We start from the raw sequence: 18539 nt of genomic DNA, 5'->3' as shown, positions 1-18539 counted from the left end.
AACCGGCATGGCCGGGGCGAAGATGTCGTCTTCGCTACTTCGCGACCGTTCGAGCGGGTGCGTCCGCCGCCCCGCGGGGTCCGTCCGCCGCCGGGTTCGCGTTGCAGGCCACGCCGGGGGCGCACCGCCGGTAGCGTCCGACGCCATGGAACGGACCGCTCAGCCGCTGGACGCGGATGTGCTGCGCACGTCGCTCGTCGGGCTCTGGGCTCAGGTCGACGTGGTCGAGCGCACCGGCTCCACCAACGCCGACCTGCTGGCCGCCGCCGCGGCCGGTGCTCCGGACCGCTCGGTGCTCGTCGCGGAGCACCAGGAGGCCGGGCGTGGCCGCCTCGCCCGCACATGGGTGGCGCCACCCGGTTCCGGCATCACCGTCAGCATCCTGCTGCGGCCCACCGGGGTGCCGCCCTCCCGGTTCAGCTGGCTGCCACTGCTCGCAGGGCTCGCCGCCCTCGACGCCGTCCGCGAGCTAACCAGCGCGCCCGCCGGCCTCAAGTGGCCCAACGACCTGCTGCTCGGCGCCGAGCCCCGCAAGGTGGCCGGCATCCTGGCGGAGGTGGGCGACCACGGTCGTCCCGCGGTGGTCGTCGGCATCGGGATGAACGTCGTCGCCTCGCCCCCGGACCAGCCGGGGGCCACCTCGCTGGCCGCAGAGGGCGGTCCCGCCGATCGCACGGCCGTGCTCGTGGCGTTGCTCACTCACCTCTCCCGCCGTGAGGCCGAATGGCGCGACGCCCGTGGCGATCCGGACGCCACCCGGCTGCGTGCCGACTACCGCGCCGGCTGCGCGAGCCTGGGGTCCGAGGTGCGGGTTGAGCTGCCCGGCGGCGCGGTGCTCACCGGGATCGCCGAGGACGTCGACCGCGACGGGCGGCTGCTGCTCCTCGACCGGGCGGGCCACCGGCGGGCCGTCGCAGCCGGCGACGTCGTGCATCTGCGAAAGGCCGATTGAGCAGTACCGTGTGTTCGTGGCTTACCCGGACGAGCTGCTCGTCGAGGGCGAGCGGGTCGTGATGCACAAGCACCCGCACTGGAAGATGCTCGTCGTTCCCGTTCTCGTGCTGTTGCTGGTGGTGGCGATCGGGTCGTACCTCGCCGCACTGGCAGGCAGCCAGACGTGGGGCCACTGGGCCTGGCTGGCGCTCGCGGTGGTGGCGCTCGGGCTCGTCATCCGGTTCACGGTGGTGCCAGTCGTGCGCTGGCGCACCACGCACTTCGTGGTGACCACCCGCCGGGTGTTGGTGCGCGAGGGAGTGTTCACCCGTCGCGGGATCGACATCCCCTTGAAGCGGATCAACAGCGTGCAGTTCCGGCACACGATCTTCGAGCGGATCGTCGGCTCCGGCACGCTGATCATCGAGTCGGCGTCCGACGAGCCGCTGGAGTTCGACGACGTCCCGGGCGTCGAGAAGGTCCACATGCTGCTGTACGACGAGCTGTCCGACATCTCTCCGGCCTAGCCCTCCTGGCCCCGCGGCTTGCACGGATCGGCAAGACCTCTGCACGAATCGGCACTTCCGCGTTCCGCTACCCGCACAGACTGGTGGGCGAGGAGCGAGGAGGGGGCGCGATGCGCGAGGAGATCGAGTTCGATGCCGAAGGCGTGACGCTGCGGGGGTGGTTCTACCCGCCGGAGAACGGTTCGGTGCCCGCGCCCTGCGTGGTGATGGCCCACGGGTGGGGCGGCACCGCACGGCATTTCATCGACGATTTCGCGGACGTCTTCGCCGGGGCTGGGCTGGCGGTGCTGCTCTACGACCACCGAGGGTGGGGCCGTTCCGACGTGGCTGCGGGAAAGCCCCGGAACGAGGCGGACCCGTGGGAGCAGATCCGCGACTACCAGCACGCGATCAGCCATGCGCAGAACCGGCCGGAGGTGAACGGCGCGCCCATCGGGGTGTGGGGATCGAGCTTCTCGGCCGGGCATGCCTTCGTGGTGGCCGCGATCGATCGGCGGGTGAAGGTGGTGGTCGGCCAGATGCCGTTCATCAGTGGCTCCCGCCAGTTCCAGGCGCTGGTCGGATTCACCATGGCCGCAGCCCAGGAGGCGTTCGCGGCGGACCGCCGGGCGCGGGCCCGGGGGGAGGCGCCCGCGGTGATCCCGCTGGTGGCGCAGGACCCCTCGGTGCAGGCGGGCCTCCCGGTCCCCTCGGCCTACGAGTACTTCTACGGGCCCGGCGGTGCGGCGGAACGCGATCCGGAGTGGACGAACGAGATCACCCTGCGCAGCGTCGAGCACCTGTCCGGCTACGAGCCGGGGTGGTACCTCCCGCGGATCTCCCCGACCCCCGTCCTGATGGTGGTCGCCCCGCACGACGGACTCACCCTCGGAGAGTGGGCTTTCGAGGCCTACGAGACGGCGCTGCAACCCAAGAAGCTCGTGAACGTGCCCGGCAACCACTTCGCCTCCTACCGCGGCACGGGCGCGCAGATCGCGAGCGGGGCCGCCCGCGACTGGTTCGTCGAGCATCTCCTGCCGTCCTGAACCAGCCGTCGCTCTGCCGGAGCCTGGCCAGGGATGTAGCTCCGACCTGGCCGAACGGCTCCATAACCGGACCAATCAGACGACTGTGCCGTTCGGGCGTCGTGTCGTTGACCTCACCGGCCGAGCACAGGGAAGCTTGCGCGGATGAACGGTGGACGGGCCCGTGCACTTCCGATGGTGATCCGTGATCCCGCGCTTCCCGACGAGGTCACGATCTACGAGGTCGGTGCGCGTGACGGGCTGCAGAACGAGGCGGCGGTGGTGCCCGTCGAGGTGAAGGCCGAGTTCCTCCAGCGGCTGGCCCGCGCGGGCCTCAAGGTCGTCGAGGCCACCAGCTTCGTGCACCCGCGCTGGGTGCCACAGCTCGCCGACGCCGCCGACCTCCTGCGCACGATGGTGCGCGTCGACGGCGTCGACTACCCGGTGCTCGTGCCCAACGAGCGCGGGCTCGACCGCGCACTGGCGGCCGGCGTGCGCCACATCGCGATCTTCGCCAGCGCCACCGAGACGTTCGCGAAGCGCAACCTCAACCGCACGCTCGACGAGCAGTTCGCGATGTTCGCCCCGGTCGTCGAGCGGGCGCGGATGGAAGGGCTGCGGGTACGCGGCTACGTGTCGATGTGCTTCGGCGACCCGTGGGAAGGTGCGGTCGCTCCGGCGCAGGTGGCCGCGGTGGGACGCAGGCTCGTCGAGATGGGCTGCGACCAGCTGTCGCTGGGCGACACGATCGGCACGGGCACCCCTGCGCACGTCGATGCCGTGCTCGACGCGTGCGCGGCGGACGGGGTGCGGATCCGGCAGATCGCGGTGCACTTCCACGACACCTACGGTCAGGCGCTGGCCAACACGCTGACAGCGCTGCGCCGCGGCGTCACCACCGTGGACGCGAGCGCCGGTGGCCTCGGCGGCTGCCCCTACGCCGAGTCGGCCACCGGCAACCTGGCCACCGAGGACCTCGTCTGGATGCTCGACGGAATGGGCATCCGGCACGGGGTGGACCTCGACGCGCTCGTCGCCACGAGCACCTGGATGGCGGCCCAGCTCGGCCGTCCGTCGCCGTCGAACGTGGTGCGGGCGCTCGCACACTCCTGACCGCGGTGGGGGTGCCAACGGTGACAACCATGCCTACCGTCGGTATGACGGTCCGACGATTGGAGTGCTCCGTGACCCGACTGCGTTTCGGCATCTTCCTGGCACCGTTCCATGCTGCGGGCGAGAACCCGACCAGCGCGCTACAACGTGACCTGCGGCTTGTCGAGCACCTCGATTACCTCGGCTACGACGAGGCATGGATCGGCGAGCACCACTCGGCCGGTACGGAGATCATCGGCTCACCCGAGATCTTCATCGCTGCCGCCGCCGAGCGCACCGGACACATCAAGCTCGGCACCGGTGTGACGTCGCTGAGCTACCACAACCCGCTGTGGGTGGCCGAGCGAATGGTGCTGCTCGACCACCTGACCCGCGGCCGCACGATGCTCGGCGTCGGCCCGGGCTCGCTGCCCACCGACTCCTCGATGATCGGCTTGAACCCCACCGAGACGCGCGAGCTGCTCGAGGAGAACCTCGACATCGTCATGCGGCTGCTGCGTGGCGACGAACCGGTGAACGCGACCACCCGCACGCACACGCTGGTGGACGCCCAGCTGCAGCTGCGCCCGTACTCCGACCCGCTGTTCGACGTCGCGGTCGCCGCGGTGGCCTCGCCCACCGGGCCCCGGTTGGCCGGCCGGCACGGCATCGGGCTGCTCTCCATCGGCGCCACGCTGACAAAGGAGGGTTTCGACGCGCTGGCCCACCACTGGAACGTGATGGAGGAACGGGCCGCCACGTTCGGCACGCAGGTCGACCGGAGCAAGTGGCGACTGGTCGGGATCATGCACGTCGCGGAGACCCGTGAGCAGGCATACAAGGACGTCGAGCACGGCATCGAGCAGTGGTTCGAGTACTTCCAGAAGGTGGCGGCCTTCCCGCAGATGGCGGTGCAGGGCAACCGCGTCCGGGAGATGATCGACTTCGTCAACGAGGCCGGGATCGGCGCTATCGGCACACCGGACGACGCCGCGGCCCAGGTGCAGAAGCTCGTGGACCAGTCGGGCGGCTTCGGGGCGATGCTGATGTTGGCCCACGAGTGGGCAAACCCGGAGGCGACCCGGCGGTCCTACGAGCTCATCGCCCAGCACGTGATGCCGAGGTTCCAGGGCCAGGCCCAGCCCACACTGGACGCCCGGCGCCGCGCGGGCGAGGTGCGCGAAGGCCTTTCGGAACAGCAGACCATGGCCGTCGCGCACATGACGGAGAAGTACCAGAAGGAGCTTGCCGACCGCGGGTGACGCACGCGGCGATCGGTCAGGGCTCGCCCTGGACCGCGTCGACGGTGTCACGCGCGGCGAACATCCCGGTCAGCGTGCTGGTGTAGACCAGCTCGTCCCCGCGATGCAGGAGCGCCCGCAGCCGCACCAGCCCCACGCCGGGGCGGCTGCGGGAGCGCCGTGCGCCCAGCACCTCCACGGACGCGCGGAGCTCGTCGCCCGCGAAGACCGGCGCAGGCCACCGGATCTCCTCGCCGCCGGGTGAGCCGACGGATGCGGACCGGACAAGCAGACCGTCCACGTAGGCGCGCATCCAGAGCGCTGCGGTGAACCAGCCGGACGCCGCGAGGCCGCCGAAGATCGACGCGGCCCCCGCCTCCTCGTCGACATGGAAGGGCTGCGGGTCGAACCGGCGGGCGAACGCCAGCATCTCGTCCCGAACCACGACCGTCGTGCCCAGGTCGAAGGTCCGTCCCGGCGTGAAGTCCTCATAGGCCAGTTCGGTCACGGGGCGAGCTTCTCTCGTCCGATGATCGCCAGCGCGGCGTCGTGCACAGCACCGTTCGACGTGATCCCGTCCCCGCCTGAGGGTGTGGCGACCCCGCCGAGGTCGGTGAGCGCGCCGCCCGCCTCGACGAGGATCGGCATCAGCGCGGCGAGGTCCCATGTGTTCGCGAGGACGTCGACGGCTACGTCGATCACGCCCTCGGCGACCAGGCAGTGCTGCCAGAAGTCACCGAATGCGCGGCTCTCCCAGCACGCGTCGACGAGGCGCAGGTAGTGCTCGCGGCGTCCCAGCTCTTCGAACGTCCGGATGTCCGTTGTGGAGACGTACGCGTCGCCCAGGTCCGTCACACCGGAGACGGCGATGCGCCTCGGCTGCCCGCCCGGTGTGTCCGTGGTCCACGCGCCCTCGCCGCGGGCCGCCCACCACCGCCTGCCCAGCGCGGGAGCGCTCGCGACTCCGACGACCGGTTCGCCGTTCACGGCGAGTGCGATCAGGCTGGCCCACACAGGCATACCGCGGGAGAAGTTCTTCGTGCCGTCGATCGGATCCAGCACCCAGCCGCGGCCGGACGGCGGCACGTCACCCCCGCGTTCCTCGCCGAGCACCGCGTCGCCGGGCCGTTCCGTGGAGATGGTTCGACGGATCGCGTCCTCGGCGGCGGTGTCGGCGTCGGTGACCGGTGTGCGGTCGGGCTTGCGCGTCACGCGCAGGTCCGCGGCGCGGAACCGGTCGAGGGTGATCGCGTCGGCGGTGTCGGCGAGGTGCAGGGCGAGCTCGAGATCGCTGTCCACGGACGAGAGCCTGCCTCACACGCTGCTGACACCGTCGATCTGCTCCCGAAGCTTTAGCACTACCGGGCTAGTCGGCCCAAGAACATTTATGCCATTTTCGACGAAATGGGGGTTTTCGGGGCCGTGGTGCCATCGGTGCCTGTGACATTGTCAGACCGTGCGTCAGTTTGCAGCCTAGACTGTATGTCGTGACCACCGTCCTGTTGGCCGAGGACGACGCCGCCATCGCCGAACCCTTGTCACGCGCGCTGCAGCGCGAGGGGTACGACGTGGACGTCGCCGTCGACGGCGTTGCCGCGCTCGACCGAGTGCGGCTCGGGCAGGTCGACCTGCTCGTCCTCGATCTGGGTTTACCCGGAATGGACGGGCTGGAGGTGTGCCGCCGCGTGCGGTTGGACGCACCTGACCTGCCTGTTCTCATGCTCACCGCGCGCACCGACGAAGTCGACTTCGTCGTCGGTCTCGACGCCGGCGCCGACGACTACGTCGGCAAACCGTTTCGGCTCGCCGAACTGCTCGCCAGGGTTCGAGCGCTACTGAGGCGGCTCACTCCGGAGTCGGTGGAGGTGGGCGGCGTACGCATGGAGCTGTCCGGTCGCCGGGTACTGGTCGACGGCGCCGAGGTGGGGCTCGCGAACAAGGAGTTCGAGCTGCTGCGGGTGCTGTTGCTGCGCGCCGGCCAGGTCGTCACCCGCGAGGAGATTCTCCGCGAGGTGTGGAACGACCCGGAGATGAAGACGTCGAAGACGCTCGACATGCACATGTCGTGGTTGCGCCGCAAGATCGGCGGTGAGCGCCGGATCGCGACTGTGCGCGGCGTCGGTTTCCGGTTCAACCACGACTGATCGGCTCGTTCGGTGCGCCGTCGCATCCTGCAGTCGACACTGCTCGTCGTCGCTATCACGGCACTCGTGCTCGGCGGGCCGCTGACGATCACCACCTGGCGGCTCGTCGAGGACTTCACCCGCGGTGAGCTCACGTCCAGCCTCGAACGGGTGGCCGGACGGCTGGACGCAACGATGTCCGGCGCGAACGGGGACCTCTCGGGCATCGACATGCGGGCGCTCGAACTCGCGATTCCGGCGGGTGGCCGGCTCGTGCTGCAGCAGGCCGGGCAGCCGCCCCGGGTGATCGGGCCCGACCCGGGAGCGAACCCGGTGACGGAGACGATCCCCTTCGGACCGGGCGGGTCGATCACGCTCGAGGAGCCGCACCTCGTCCTACGGGCCGAGCAGGTTCAGGTCACGCTGGTCGTCGCGCTACTGGTGGTGCTGTCGGTCGCCACCGGGGCCGTGGTGGCCACCGTCACCGCCCGGCGGCTGGCGGAGCCGTTGCGCGGCGTCGCCGAACGGGCGGCCCGGCTCGGCGCCGGTGACTTCCGCTCGGCCCCTGAACGGCACGGCATCCCGGAGCTCGACGCGGTGTCCGACGTCCTCGACACCTCGGCCACGGCGCTGTCCGAACTGGTGCAGCGGGAGCGCGCACTGGTCGGTGACGTGTCGCACCAGCTGCGCAGCCGGCTCACCGCGCTGCAGTTGCGGCTCGACGAGCTCGCCTCCCACCCCGACCCCAGTGCCCGCCGGGAGGCCCTCGCGGCCCTCGAGCAGGCCGAGCGGCTCTCCGGAGTGCTCGACGAGCTGCTGGAGGCCGCCCGTGCGGCCCGTGCGGCGGGAGCGCAGCTGCAGGACCTGCGGGAGGGCCTCAGCACCGTGGCCGACGAGTGGCGCCCCGCGCTGCGCGCCGCCGGGCGGTCGCTCAAGTTGCGGGTGCCCGCCGGGCTCCTGGCCAGGGTGACACCGGCGCGGATCCGGGAGGCGGTCGGCGCGCTCGTCGAGAATGCGATCCAGCACGGCGCAGGCACCGTCACGCTTAGCGCCAGGGCGGCCGAGAACAGCCTGCTCATCGAGGTCAGCGACGCGGGTGCCGGCGTGCCGGAGGAACTGGTGCCCCACGTGTTCGACCGTGGCGTCTCGGTGGGGTCCTCCACAGGGCTGGGGCTCGCGCTCGCCCGCGCCCTCGTCGAAGCCGACGGCGGGCGCCTCGAGCTGTCCCGGGCCCGTCCGCCGATGTTCACGATCTTCCTGCCGGTGGCGCGGGCCGACGACGTGGTCGGCGCCCCGCGCCCCGTGACCACCCCGCGCTGACCGCTCCGGCGGGCCCTCAGCCGCTCAGGCTGCGGGCACCTTGCGGCGTGCGTTCTCGTCGGGGAAGACGTAGCGGCGGAAGGCCCACCAGCGGAACGCCATTCCCGCGAGTACCCCGATGATCTGGCCGCTCACGAAATCGGCGATCTCCTGGGTGACCAGGCTCACGCCGGGCACCTTGAGATCGAGTATGTAGCGGGATATCGCCAGCGGGGCCGTGTAAACGGCGATACCGACGCCGCTGATGATGAAGAAGAGCGCGGCCTCGTGATGACGGTCCCGCCCGCCGCGCGTGCGGAAAGACCACTCGCGGTTCAGGACGTACGACACGATCGTCGCCACCAGCACCGAGATGACCTTGGCCGTGATCGGCTTGTCGATGAGCACGGTGCTCTTGAGGAACAGGAAGATTGCTGTATCGATAACCCAGGTGCTGCCGCCGACCACCGCGAACTTCACCAGTTCACGATGCTTCACAGCGGCGTCACGGTAGGGCTGCGGAATGGCGGCCAGCACCGACTCGACCAATGGCACCTGCTCGATCGTGCCAGACGTCAGTAGTCGGGCGCCCGCAGGTAGGCTTTCCGCATCGTGGACTCGCCCGACTTTCGCCCCCTTCCCGTCGTCGGCATGATCGGCGCCGGCCAACTGGCCCGCATGACGCACCAGGCCGCCATCGCCCTGGGCCAGTCGCTCCGTGTACTCGCGGAGCGCCCTGACGACCCCGCCGCACTGGTGTGCGCCGACGTGCGCGCCGGGGCTGCCACCGACCTGGCGGCCCTGCGCGAGTTCGCGCGCGGATGCGCAGCGGTCACCTTCGACCATGAGCAGGTGCCGCAGGAGAACCTGCGCGCGCTCGTCGATGCGGGGGTCACCGTCCACCCGCACCCCGACGCGCTCCTGCACGCCCAGGACAAGTTGGTGATGCGGCGCAGGCTCGAAGCGCTCGCCACCGTGCCGAGGTTCGCGGAGATCCGCGAGGCCGGCGACGTCGATCGGTTCGGCGCCGAGCACGGGTGGCCCGTGGTGCTCAAGGCCGTACGCGGCGGCTACGACGGGCGCGGCGTCTGGATGCTCGACGGTCCGGCGCCCGCGCAGGTCGACGAGCTGCTGGCCGCGGGCACGCCCCTGATGGCCGAGGAGTCCGTGCCGATGCGCCGCGAGCTGGCCGCGCTGGTGGCGCGCTCGCCCTACGGGCAGGCGGCGGCGTGGCCGGTGGTCGAGACGGTGCAGGAGGACGGCCAGTGCGTGCAGGTGCTGGCCCCGGCGCCGGGCCTGCCCGAGGACGTGGCCGTGGAGGCCCAGGAGCTCGCCCTGCGCATCGCGTCCGAGCTGGGCGTCACGGGCCTGCTGGCCGTCGAGCTGTTCGAGCGCACCGACGGCGTCCTGGTCGTCAACGAGCTGGCGATGCGGCCCCACAACTCGGGGCACTGGACGATCGAGGGATCGCGCACGTCACAGTTCGAGCAGCACGTTCGAGCGGTGCTCGACTACCCGCTCGGGGCCACCGCACCCACCGCTCCCGCTGTGGTGATGGCCAACGTGCTGGGTGCCGTGCAGCCGCCCGCGATGAGCGTGGACGAGCGGCTGCACCACCTCTTCGCGCGGTTCCCGGACGTCAAGGTGCATCTGTACGGCAAGGCGGAGCGACCGGCACGCAAGGTCGGGCACGTCACGGCGCTGGGCACCGACATGGCTGAGGTCCGCCGCCGGGCCGGGCTCGCCGCGGCCTGGCTGTCCACGGCGGAGTGGCCCGACGGATGGTCGCCGCATGCCGGCGGCGCGATCGAACGAGAGGTGCAGCGTGTCTGAGCCGTTGGTCGGCGTGATCATGGGCAGCGACTCGGACTGGCCGGTGATGGAGGCCGCGGCCCTCGCCCTCGCCGAGTTCGAGGTGCCCTACGAGGTAGGCGTGTACTCCGCCCACCGCACTCCCCAGCGCATGCTCGACTACGCGACGGCCGCGGCGGGCCGCGGGCTCCGGGTGGTGATCGCCGGGGCAGGCGGTGCCGCGCACCTGCCCGGGATGGTCGCGGCGGCCACCCCGCTGCCGGTGATCGGCGTGCCGGTGCCGCTCGCCCGGCTCGACGGACTGGACTCCCTGCTGTCGATCGTGCAGATGCCCGCCGGTGTTCCGGTGGCCACCGTGGCGGTCGGCGGCGCGCGCAACGCGGGCCTGCTGGCCGTGCGGATCCTGGCGGCGGGCGATCCCGCGCTGCTGGCCTGGATGGAGCGCTTCCAGGCCGAGCTGGCTGAGTCGGTGCTCGCGAAGGACACGGCTCTGCGCGCCTCCGTGGGGCATGGCTGACGCCACTCGAAATTGCGTGGCGAGCTGTTGCTCTTCGCCCGTACTGTGGCGGTACACGTGAGAGGAGGTGGTCCAGCGTTGATTAGCTACAGGACTCGTGAGGTGGCTGTCCGCTAGCACCACAGGACACGTTCTCCGACGGCCAAGTGGAAGCCGGTGTGGTGCCGGCGAATTCCAGGCAGTCACCCGTGATCCCCGGGCCCGAGCTCGTCCAGCTCGGCTTGCGCACCCCCCTGGTGCGGCCCGGGGATCACGCATGTCCGGACCCCTTCACGCTGCGCCTCGGGCCAGCCCGGCGAGCGGGTCATTCGGCCGGTGGTGTGGTCCGCTCCAGGCGGACCACCGCTTGCTCCAAGCGCTGAGTCACCTCGTGCAGGCCGTTCGATGGTTCTCCGGGGAGCATCTCTGCCACCTGTCTGAAGCGGTGGAGGGAGGCCTCCATCCCGTCCTCCGGGGCCCCGGCGGCGAGCCAGGCCCGTAGTGCCAGATTGTGTGCCGCCACCACGGCCGCCCCGATGACCGCCGCGCGCAGGTCGCCGTCCGGGTCGCCGTCGAAGCGCAGGCGCAGGTAGCGCGTGAACATGCGGCGGTAGTGGTCGACGCTCGCCGACTCCCGGTCGCGCAGTACGGGGACGGCGTGGGTGAGCCGGTAACGCTCCACCGACAGCTTCGGATCGTCCGCGTAGATGTCGAACACGGTCTCGCCTGCGCGCAGCGCGAGCGAGGTGGCGGGTTCGGTGGGGTGGGCCGTCTCGAAGATCTCCGCCACCCGGGCGAGGGCCGCCTCGTGGTCGGGAGAGACCGCGTCCTCCTTGCTGCGGAAGTAGCGGAAGAACGTGCGCCGCCCGACTCCTGCCGCAGCGGCGATGTCGTCGACGGTCGTGTCCTCGTAGCCGCGCTCCCGGAACAGCTCGACGGCGGCCGCCACGAGGTCGCGGCGGACCTCGGCGCGTCCCTCGGGCGAGCGGCCCCGGCGGGTGGCGACAGTCATGGCACGCAGGGTAGCAATCGGGTTGATTGGTGGCACGCAGTGCCATTAGAATACCGCCCATGGATCCCCAGTTCGACACGTATCGGCTCAGCGACGAGCACGAGGCGCTCCGCGACGCCGTGCGTGCGCTGGCGGAGAAGGAGATCGCCCCGTACGCCGCCGAGGTGGACGAGCAGGGCCGCTACCCGGTGGAAGCGCGCGCCGCGCTGGTAAAGGCCGGGTTCCACGCCGTCACGATCCCCGAGGAGTACGGCGGCCAGGGCGCCGACGAGCTCGCGGGCTGCATCGTGATCGAGGAGGTGGCGCGCGTCTGCGCGTCGTCGTCGCTGGTGCCTGCCGTCAACGGGCTGGGTCTCACCCCGATCCTGCTCTCGGCGTCCGACGAGCTGAAGAAGCAGGTGCTCCCGTCGATCGCCACCGGCGAGGCGATGATCAGCTACGCCCTCTCGGAGCGGGAGGCCGGCTCCGACGCCGCGTCGATGAAGACGCGCGCACGCCGCGACGGCGACTCGTGGGTGCTGAACGGCACCAAGGCCTGGATCACCAACGCGGGAGAGTCCACCTGGTACACGGTGATGGCGTCCACCGACCCGGAGCGCGGGGCCAACGGCATCTCGGCTTTCGTGGTGCACCGGGACGACTCGGGCTTCGAGGTGGGGCCCAAGGAGCGCAAGCTCGGCATCAGCGGCTCACCCACCCGGGAGATCTACTTCACCGACTGCCGGATCCCGGCCGACCGCATCATCGGTGCGGAGGGCACCGGCTTCAAGACGGCTCTGCGGACGCTGGACCACACCCGCCCCACGATCGGCGCGCAGGCCGTCGGCATTGCGCAGGGGGCGCTGGACGTCGCCATCGCGTACGTCAAGGAACGCAAGCAGTTCGGCAGGCACCTCGCGGAGTTCCAGGGCCTCCAGTTCATGGTCGCCGACATGGCGATGAAGGTGGAGGCGGCCCGCCAGCTGGTCTACGTGGCGTCATCCCGCGCGGAGCGGGGCGAGGCGAACCTCGGCTTCATCTCGAGCGCGGCCAAGTGCCTGGCGTCCGACACCGCGATGAGCGTCACCACCGACGCCGTGCAACTGCTCGGCGGGGCCGGGTACACGAAGGACTTCCCCGTGGAACGCATGATGCGCGACGCGAAGATCACCCAGATCTACGAGGGCACCAACCAGATCCAGCGCCTGGTGATGGCCCGAGCGCTGCTCAGGGACTAGACCACCGAACTCGTCTGCCCGACCTCCGAGGGCGCCCGGCCGCGATGAGTTCCGGCCGGGTCGCGGGTCTGTTCTGCTGACCGTCGTAGTACGACGCTCCCCGGCAGGAGACACCACGGAGGACACCATGACGACCACGCCGGACGACCTGGCCGCCGCGCTTCCCGGCCGCCCGCCCGTCGTCGACCTGGCCACCTGGCAGACCGCCCGTGACGAGCTGCTGGTCCGCGAGAAGGCGTACACGCGCGAGGGCGACGCCCTCGCCGCGGCCCGCCGCAGGCTGCCGATGGTGGAGTTCGACGGGACGGTCGAGGTCGTCGGACCCGACGGCCCGGTCCCGTTCCGGGACCTGTTCCAGGGCCGTGACGAGCTCGTGGTCTACAAGCACATGTGGTACGACGGCGCGCCGCACCAGGGGCAGTGCGAGGGCTGCACCACCACGGCATGGCACCTGAAGGACGCGGTCTACCTCAACGCGCGCGGCGTCTCGTTCGCCGTCCTGACCACGGGCTCGTGGGACGAGGTGGCCTCCTTTGTCGAGTTCATGGGCTACACCGAGCCCTGGTACTCGGTGCGGGACATGGACGCGCCGGTCGGCAGCGACATGGGCCACATCACGTGTTTCCTGCGCGACGGCGACCGCGTGTTTCTCACCTACTCCACGACGGGCCGTGGCAACGAGCGGGTCAACGGGTCCCTCGGCCTGCTCGACATGACCCCCTACGGCCGCGGCGAGGCGTGGGAGGACAACCCCGAGGGCCGGCCCGAGGGGCGGAACCCGTGCTGGTCCTGGCGCTCGGACGCGGACGGGAACCCCACCTGGGGCCCGACCAGCCGCCCCGTGCCGCAGTGGACCCGACCCGGCGTGACCCCCGTGGAGACACTCGGCCGCAACGGCCACCACCACTGACGCCCCTCCGAGCGACAACGCTGTGGGGCAGGCCGACCCCCGGCTTGCGCCAACGGTGGGAGCGCGGCAGGCACCACGATCAGCTGGACATTACGGCGAGTTCATCGATGTCGGCCCCGTAGCGCGCCTCGGGGCGGTGATTCGCCGGTCGCGCCACCGCGCGGCGACCCGTGGATTGGTCGACGCGAGAGCCACCGCCGACAGCGCCACGAGGATCGCGGTCTCGATCAGCTGGAACGCCCAGTATCGGCTGTTCGGTTGGGTGCGCACCTCGTAGCCGGTCACGCCGGCGTCGTGCATGCAGCGCAGGTATTCGTCGGCCTGGCCGCAGCCGGTGGCGACGCGCGGGACGCCCTGGTCGTCGACCCAGCGACGCTCGATCTGCCAGGTGCCTGCGACGTCGGTGAGCCCGCCGTCCGGGCGGGTGGGATCGATCGACTGGCGCACGGTCTCGGCGGGCAGGTAGTCCGGCCGGGCGATCGTCGCGAGCACGAACATCAGCACGCCGTAGCCGACGACCGCGACGATGACCGCGGTCAGCCGGCCGCCGGCCACGAGCCCGGTGCCGGCCGCGAGGGTGAACGCCAGCAGCGCGTACGCGGCCGGGACGATCCCCGAGATCTCGAAGATCGGAGTCTCCAGCGGGCTGAACGAGTAGGTGATCAGATCGAACGGCGCGTACGCCCACTCGGCCACGACGCCGAGCAGCACAGGGAGCACCGCGACGGGAACGCCGGTCACCAGCAGGTTGGTCGCCCACCACCGGGTGGGGGTGACGCCCTGGGTCAGGGCGAGGACGTAGGTCCTTTCGTCGATCTCGCGGTGGAACACCTCCACCCCGGCGAGCAGCCCGACCACAAGGGGGAGTGCCAGCAGTGCGAAGTGGCCCAGACCCCAGAACATGCCGTAGCCCGACGGCTGGTCCACTCCGAGCGCGGCCACCGCGTCGTGCCGGCACGCTTCGGACAGCACCTCGAAGCACGTCTGGTCGACGCCGTGGGCGCGCATGTGGGCGAGGAAGGCGATCCGGCCGGCGGCGAGCACGACGGCGACCACGGCCACCAGTCCGGCGACCGTCAGCAGGGCGGCGCGCTGGCGGCGCCAGACGAGCCAGATCATGCGGCACTCTCCTGTTCCCGCAGGTAGGCAAGCACGAGATCGTCGAGGGTCGGCCGCTCGGCACGGAACGCGGGTGGAGCCTCGGTACCGCGAACGAGCGCGGTGGTCTGCCGGCCCGCCGTCGAAGCGTGGACGACTGCCGCGCCTGCGAGGTCGTCTCGATTGGTGGCCGGTCCGGCCAGGTGGCGGTGCCCGGAGAGTAGCTCGGGCCGGCGGCCGAGCGCGACCGCCAGCGCGACACGAGCCCTCTGTCCGGGGGAGAGTTCGCGGACGCGATCCTGTGGGCCGATGCCCGCTTCGTCGATCAGCCGAGCGGCGTACCCGGCGTCCCACCGGGCGTGGGAGTTGAGGGCTGCCGCCGCCCGCAGTACCTCGGCGACCCGGAACGTTCGGTACAGCGGTTTGTCCTGGGCCAGGAAGCTGGCCCCAGCCGGCATGCCGGTGCGTGCCGGGTCGGCGCCGAGGACGTCGATCGTGCCGGAGGTCGGGCGAAGCAGGCCGGTGGCGAGCATGAACAGCGTCGTCTTGCCCGCACCGTTCGAGCCGACCAGCGCCGACACGCGCCCGCGGGGCAGCTCGAGCGAGCAGTCGCGAAGTGCCCACCGAGTGCGATAACGCCTGCTCAAGCCGTCGAGCCGCAGCGCGAAGCCCTCGGCCTCAGCCATTCGTCCTCTCCCTTCGGAAGTGCCGATCACGCACGTCCGCGACCAGCGCGTCGACGTCCTCGCGGTCGAGGCCGGCCGCGGTGGCCCGCTCCATCCACTCCTCGAGGTCCCCTCGCAGCTGCTCGTGCGCTCCAGGCCTGGCGAGCGACTGCAGCACGAACGTGCCCGCGCCGGGGCGGGGTTCGACGAGCCCGTCACGTTCGAGCTCGCGGTAGGCCTTGAGGACGGTGTTCGGGTTCACCGCGGTCTGCGCCACGACGGCCTTGGCCGTCGGCAGCCGGTCGCCGGGCTGGAGCGTGCCGAGTCGCAGCGCCTGCTTCACCTGCGTGACGATCTGCAGGTACGTCGGCACTCCCGACCGCCGTTCGATCCGAAACTCCACTCGATCCACCCTCAAAGCACTAAGTAAGTAGTGAAATGATGGAGATCGTCGGGCGCCGAGTCAATCCCAGATGTAGTGGCGAACGGAGCAGCAGCTCGTCACGGTGGCGCGTCATGGACACAGGTCGCTGTTCGGGCGCCTACAGAACAGCGATACGTGTCCATGTCGCCGCTATGCCAGGCGCACCGTTGTTCGTTCCGTCGCCGCCCTGCGCTCCATGGCGTCCGCCGCCGGGTTCCTGACCTGAACCAGGGACGCCCCGGCGGCCAGCACCGCGAGCAGGCCGTTGCCCAGGCCGTCGGTGGTCGACCACTCCAGTGTGGACAGCACGCGGTCCGAGCCCGTGAGCCCGAGCGCCGCGGCCCGGGCGCGGGCGTCGGCGAGCACCTCCGCCACGGTGGCGCCGGCCAGCGCGGGGGTGTCGTCGGGGATCGGTTCCCACGAGACGAACTCGTCGCCGTGCAGCCGCACCTCGGTGGCGAAGTCGATCACGCCCGACGGCAGCCCGGGAACACCCTTGCCGAACGCGTCCAGCGACAGCGCGATCACGCCGCCCGACGGAGCCGCGGCCAGCGCGAGATCGATGCGGTCGGCGTCGCTCAGCACCCACTCCGCCTCGGTGGGCGCGTCGACGATCTCCGCACCGCATGACCACGCCCCCAGCAGCACCGCGGCCGTCTGCCAGTGCGCGGGGAGCAGGAGGGCCACCCGGGCGCCCGGCTCGACGTCGCATTCGTCATGGAGGAGGTTGGCCGTCTTCGCGGCCCAGTTGGCGGTGGTGGTGCCGGACAGTTCGATGCGCTCGCCCGTCGCGTCGTCGTAGAAGGTGATCAGCGGCCGGGCGGCGGCCGCGCCGGAGCGCAGGGGGTCCAGCAGGGCTGCGGTGAGCGTCACGGGCACACCGTAGGTCAGTCGACGCAGGGCACGCCCGCTGCCGTGATCGGCGCGGCGGCACCCGAAGGGGCGGTGACCGGGCGGGCCTGGGCGTCGTCGGCCGCAGCAGGGAGCGTAGCCGGGTTGAAGTCGGCTCCGAGCAACACGGCCAGGTGGCCGGGCGTCACACCGCCCTCGCTCTGCACCGGGATGCCGCCCAGCTGGTCGGCCACCGCCTGCGCCGCCTTGCGGTCGGAGCCGGTGTAGCGGACGACGGAGGTGGGTGTCGGGCCGGTGTTGTCCACGGTGCCCGAGACGAAGCCGAGCTCGCGCATGCGGCGGGCGACCGCGGCGGCCATCCCGGTCAGGTTCGAGCCGTTCTGCACGTCGACGACGTAGCGCGACGCGATCACGTCGACCCGGGCCGGCGGCAGTGGAGGCGCCTTCTGCTCCTCCTCGGCCGCGCGTTGCTGCTCCTCGATGCGCTGGTCGACGAACGTCTTCACCTGTGCCGGATTCACCAGCACGACATCGCCACGTGCGTTCGACTCGGTGCCGGTGGTGGGGATGGTGAGGAACTCGAGGTTCCCCGCTGCGATGTCGGAGGCCTGCTGGGCGAAGCTGAGGAGGTCCCAGCCGGAGTCGATGACCAGGGCCTGCTGGGCGGCGCTGATCAACGATCTGAGCTTGCTCGGGTTGGTCAGCGTGCCGCTGGAGAGGATCTTGTCGGCGACCGCGGCGAGGAACACCTGCTGGCGGCGGATCCGCGACATGTCGCCTTCGGGCAGCCCGTGCCGTTGCCGGACGAACGCGAGCGCGGAGGCGCCGGAGATCGTCTGCGGCCCGGCCTGGAACCGGGCTCCGGAGAGCGGGTCGTTCACCGGCTCCTTGAGGCATACGTCGACGCCGCCGATCGCCTCGGTGAGGTTGTAGAAGCCGAGCAGGTTGATCTCGGCGTAATGGTCGACGTGCAGGCCGGTGAGGTCCTCCACCGTCTGGATCAGCGTGCTGCGGCCCTTCTCGGACGACTCGGCGTCCACCTGCTTGGGATCCTCGACTCCCTGGGCCACCAGCTGCTGGGCCGCGAGCGCCTTCGTCGCCGGGTAGGCGGCGTTGATCTTGTCCCGCTGGTAGCCGGGGATGTTGACGTAGCTGTCACGGGGAATGGAGAACGCCACCGCGGCGCCCCCGTCCTTCGGCACGTGCAGCAGGATGATCGTGTCGGAGTTGAGCACGCCGGAGTCGGGACCGCTGCTCAGAAGGCGCTGCAACGCGGGGGGTAGCGGGTTGCCCTGGGCATCGGTGCGGCTGTCCACGCCGACCAGCAGGATGTTGTCCGCGTCGTCGTCGTCGCCCCCCGCGATCACGTTGGTGGTGGTGATCCCGGCCGTGATGTCGCGGTAGAGACCCCACGCGGTGCCGGTGAGCACCATGACCAGCACCGACGCCACGACGAGCACCAACTGGATCCGCTGCTTCACGGTGCGCCGTGGCTTCGGGTCACGCGTGGCCACGGCCGGGCGCGTGCGCTTCGGGCGCGCGGTCGTCCAACCCGTCGTATCCGATCGGCCGGTGGTCCGCGCGCCGGAACCCCGGGGCGCACCGCGTGTCCTGGCGGTCCCGGACGCCCCCGGCTCGGGCGTCGTCCGGCGGCCGGACGCGTACCGTGCCGAGCGGTCCGGGCGGTCCCGGCGTTGTTCGTCCTGGCGGCGGACGGGGCGGTGCGGATCGCGGCGCGGACGGTCGTCGGAATTGCCCCGTCCTTGCACCTGTGCACCTCCGGAGGCCGCCGCTGTCGGATCTCCTAGGGTGCAGCACGACGCGCGCTCGTCCG

Annotated in this window: 20 protein-coding genes; 11 read left to right on the top strand and 9 right to left on the bottom strand. The window is 71.1% G+C overall.

Annotated features, from left to right (window positions below):
- Positions 1-145: 145 nt before the first annotated feature.
- The 5 genes from MMF94_RS25525 to MMF94_RS25505 all read left to right on the top strand — a co-directional run bounded on the left by MMF94_RS25525 (position 146) and on the right by MMF94_RS25505 (position 4818).
- On the top strand, positions 146-952 hold the full coding sequence (locus tag MMF94_RS25525; RefSeq protein ID WP_241039707.1) for a biotin--[acetyl-CoA-carboxylase] ligase: 807 nt from the start codon (positions 146-148) through the stop codon (positions 950-952).
- 16 nt (positions 953-968) lie between these two features.
- Positions 969-1460, top strand: a complete 492-nt coding sequence (locus tag MMF94_RS25520) for a PH domain-containing protein (protein ID WP_241039706.1) — start codon at positions 969-971, stop codon at positions 1458-1460.
- A 110-nt stretch (positions 1461-1570) separates the two neighbouring features.
- Positions 1571-2485 carry an alpha/beta hydrolase gene (locus MMF94_RS25515; RefSeq protein ID WP_241039705.1) on the top strand — a complete coding sequence of 305 codons (915 nt, stop codon included), beginning with the start codon at positions 1571-1573 and terminating at the stop codon, positions 2483-2485.
- 144 nt (positions 2486-2629) lie between these two features.
- Positions 2630-3577: a hydroxymethylglutaryl-CoA lyase gene (locus tag MMF94_RS25510; protein WP_241039704.1), complete on the top strand. Its 948-nt coding sequence runs from the start codon at positions 2630-2632 to the stop codon at positions 3575-3577.
- Between the two features lie 71 nt (positions 3578-3648).
- Positions 3649-4818 (top strand): LLM class flavin-dependent oxidoreductase, encoded by a 1170-nt coding sequence (locus tag MMF94_RS25505; RefSeq protein ID WP_241039703.1) that lies wholly within the window; start codon positions 3649-3651, stop codon positions 4816-4818.
- Positions 4819-4834: 16 nt separating this feature from the next.
- Here MMF94_RS25505 and MMF94_RS25500 read toward each other — a convergent pair whose 3' ends face one another.
- Positions 4835-5305 (bottom strand): MaoC family dehydratase, encoded by a 471-nt coding sequence (locus tag MMF94_RS25500; protein WP_241039702.1) that lies wholly within the window; start codon positions 5303-5305, stop codon positions 4835-4837.
- A complete protein-coding gene (hisN, locus tag MMF94_RS25495) occupies positions 5302-6096 on the bottom strand; it encodes a histidinol-phosphatase (RefSeq protein ID WP_241039701.1) in 795 nt (264 codons plus the stop codon). Before hisN ends, MMF94_RS25500 begins: the two co-directional genes overlap by 4 nt.
- Positions 6097-6284: 188 nt before the next feature.
- On the opposite strand from hisN, the gene MMF94_RS25490 reads away from it, so the two are divergent.
- Together MMF94_RS25490 and MMF94_RS25485 are read left to right on the top strand one after the other, a co-directional pair.
- On the top strand, positions 6285-6941 hold the full coding sequence (locus tag MMF94_RS25490; protein WP_241039700.1) for a response regulator transcription factor: 657 nt from the start codon (positions 6285-6287) through the stop codon (positions 6939-6941).
- Positions 6942-6953: 12 nt separating this feature from the next.
- Positions 6954-8240, top strand: a complete 1287-nt coding sequence (locus MMF94_RS25485; protein ID WP_241039699.1) for an ATP-binding protein — start codon at positions 6954-6956, stop codon at positions 8238-8240.
- A gap of 24 nt (positions 8241-8264) precedes the next feature.
- Here MMF94_RS25485 and MMF94_RS25480 read toward each other — a convergent pair whose 3' ends face one another.
- On the bottom strand, positions 8265-8774 hold the full coding sequence (locus tag MMF94_RS25480; protein ID WP_241039698.1) for a GtrA family protein: 510 nt from the start codon (positions 8772-8774) through the stop codon (positions 8265-8267).
- 57 nt (positions 8775-8831) lie between these two features.
- Here MMF94_RS25480 and MMF94_RS25475 point away from each other — a divergent pair, with 57 nt between their 5' ends.
- Both MMF94_RS25475 and purE read left to right on the top strand, forming a co-directional pair.
- Entirely contained in the window at positions 8832-10052 is a 1221-nt protein-coding gene (locus MMF94_RS25475) for a 5-(carboxyamino)imidazole ribonucleotide synthase (RefSeq protein WP_277398823.1), read from the top strand.
- Complete coding sequence (gene purE, locus MMF94_RS25470) at positions 10045-10548, top strand: 5-(carboxyamino)imidazole ribonucleotide mutase (protein WP_241039697.1); 504 nt, start codon at positions 10045-10047, stop codon at positions 10546-10548. Before MMF94_RS25475 ends, purE begins: the two co-directional genes overlap by 8 nt.
- A gap of 304 nt (positions 10549-10852) precedes the next feature.
- Here the strand turns inward: purE and MMF94_RS25465 are convergent, their stop codons facing one another.
- On the bottom strand, positions 10853-11539 hold the full coding sequence (locus MMF94_RS25465; RefSeq protein WP_241039696.1) for a TetR family transcriptional regulator: 687 nt from the start codon (positions 11537-11539) through the stop codon (positions 10853-10855).
- A 59-nt stretch (positions 11540-11598) separates the two neighbouring features.
- Between MMF94_RS25465 and MMF94_RS25460 the strand changes: the two genes are divergently transcribed.
- Complete coding sequence (locus tag MMF94_RS25460) at positions 11599-12756, top strand: acyl-CoA dehydrogenase family protein (protein WP_241039695.1); 1158 nt, start codon at positions 11599-11601, stop codon at positions 12754-12756.
- Positions 12757-12883: 127 nt separating this feature from the next.
- On the top strand, positions 12884-13666 hold the full coding sequence (locus MMF94_RS25455; protein WP_241039694.1) for a DUF899 family protein: 783 nt from the start codon (positions 12884-12886) through the stop codon (positions 13664-13666).
- 90 nt (positions 13667-13756) lie between these two features.
- Here MMF94_RS25455 and MMF94_RS25450 read toward each other — a convergent pair whose 3' ends face one another.
- The 5 genes from MMF94_RS25450 to MMF94_RS25430 all read right to left on the bottom strand — a co-directional run bounded on the left by MMF94_RS25450 (position 13757) and on the right by MMF94_RS25430 (position 18219).
- A complete protein-coding gene (locus tag MMF94_RS25450) occupies positions 13757-14785 on the bottom strand; it encodes a hypothetical protein (RefSeq protein WP_241039693.1) in 1029 nt (342 codons plus the stop codon).
- Entirely contained in the window at positions 14782-15450 is a 669-nt protein-coding gene (locus MMF94_RS25445) for an ATP-binding cassette domain-containing protein (RefSeq protein WP_241039692.1), read from the bottom strand. The genes MMF94_RS25450 and MMF94_RS25445 overlap by 4 nt, the downstream gene beginning before the upstream one ends.
- The gene (locus MMF94_RS25440; RefSeq protein ID WP_241039691.1) at positions 15443-15832 is read right to left on the bottom strand and encodes a GntR family transcriptional regulator; all 390 of its coding nucleotides are present in this window, start codon (positions 15830-15832) and stop codon (positions 15443-15445) included. The genes MMF94_RS25445 and MMF94_RS25440 overlap by 8 nt, the downstream gene beginning before the upstream one ends.
- 171 nt (positions 15833-16003) lie before the next feature.
- Positions 16004-16726, bottom strand: a complete 723-nt coding sequence (locus MMF94_RS25435; protein WP_241039690.1) for a TIGR03089 family protein — start codon at positions 16724-16726, stop codon at positions 16004-16006.
- A 14-nt stretch (positions 16727-16740) separates the two neighbouring features.
- Positions 16741-18219 (bottom strand): LCP family protein, encoded by a 1479-nt coding sequence (locus MMF94_RS25430; RefSeq protein ID WP_241039689.1) that lies wholly within the window; start codon positions 18217-18219, stop codon positions 16741-16743.
- Between the last annotated feature and the right edge of the window lie 320 nt (positions 18220-18539).

This window comes from Pseudonocardia alaniniphila (assembly GCF_022524485.1).
GTDB classification, from domain to species: Bacteria; Actinomycetota; Actinomycetes; order Mycobacteriales; family Pseudonocardiaceae; genus Pseudonocardia; species Pseudonocardia alaniniphila.
Note: the sequence above shows the minus strand (reverse complement) of the source record. Positions and strands in the feature narration are given on the sequence as shown.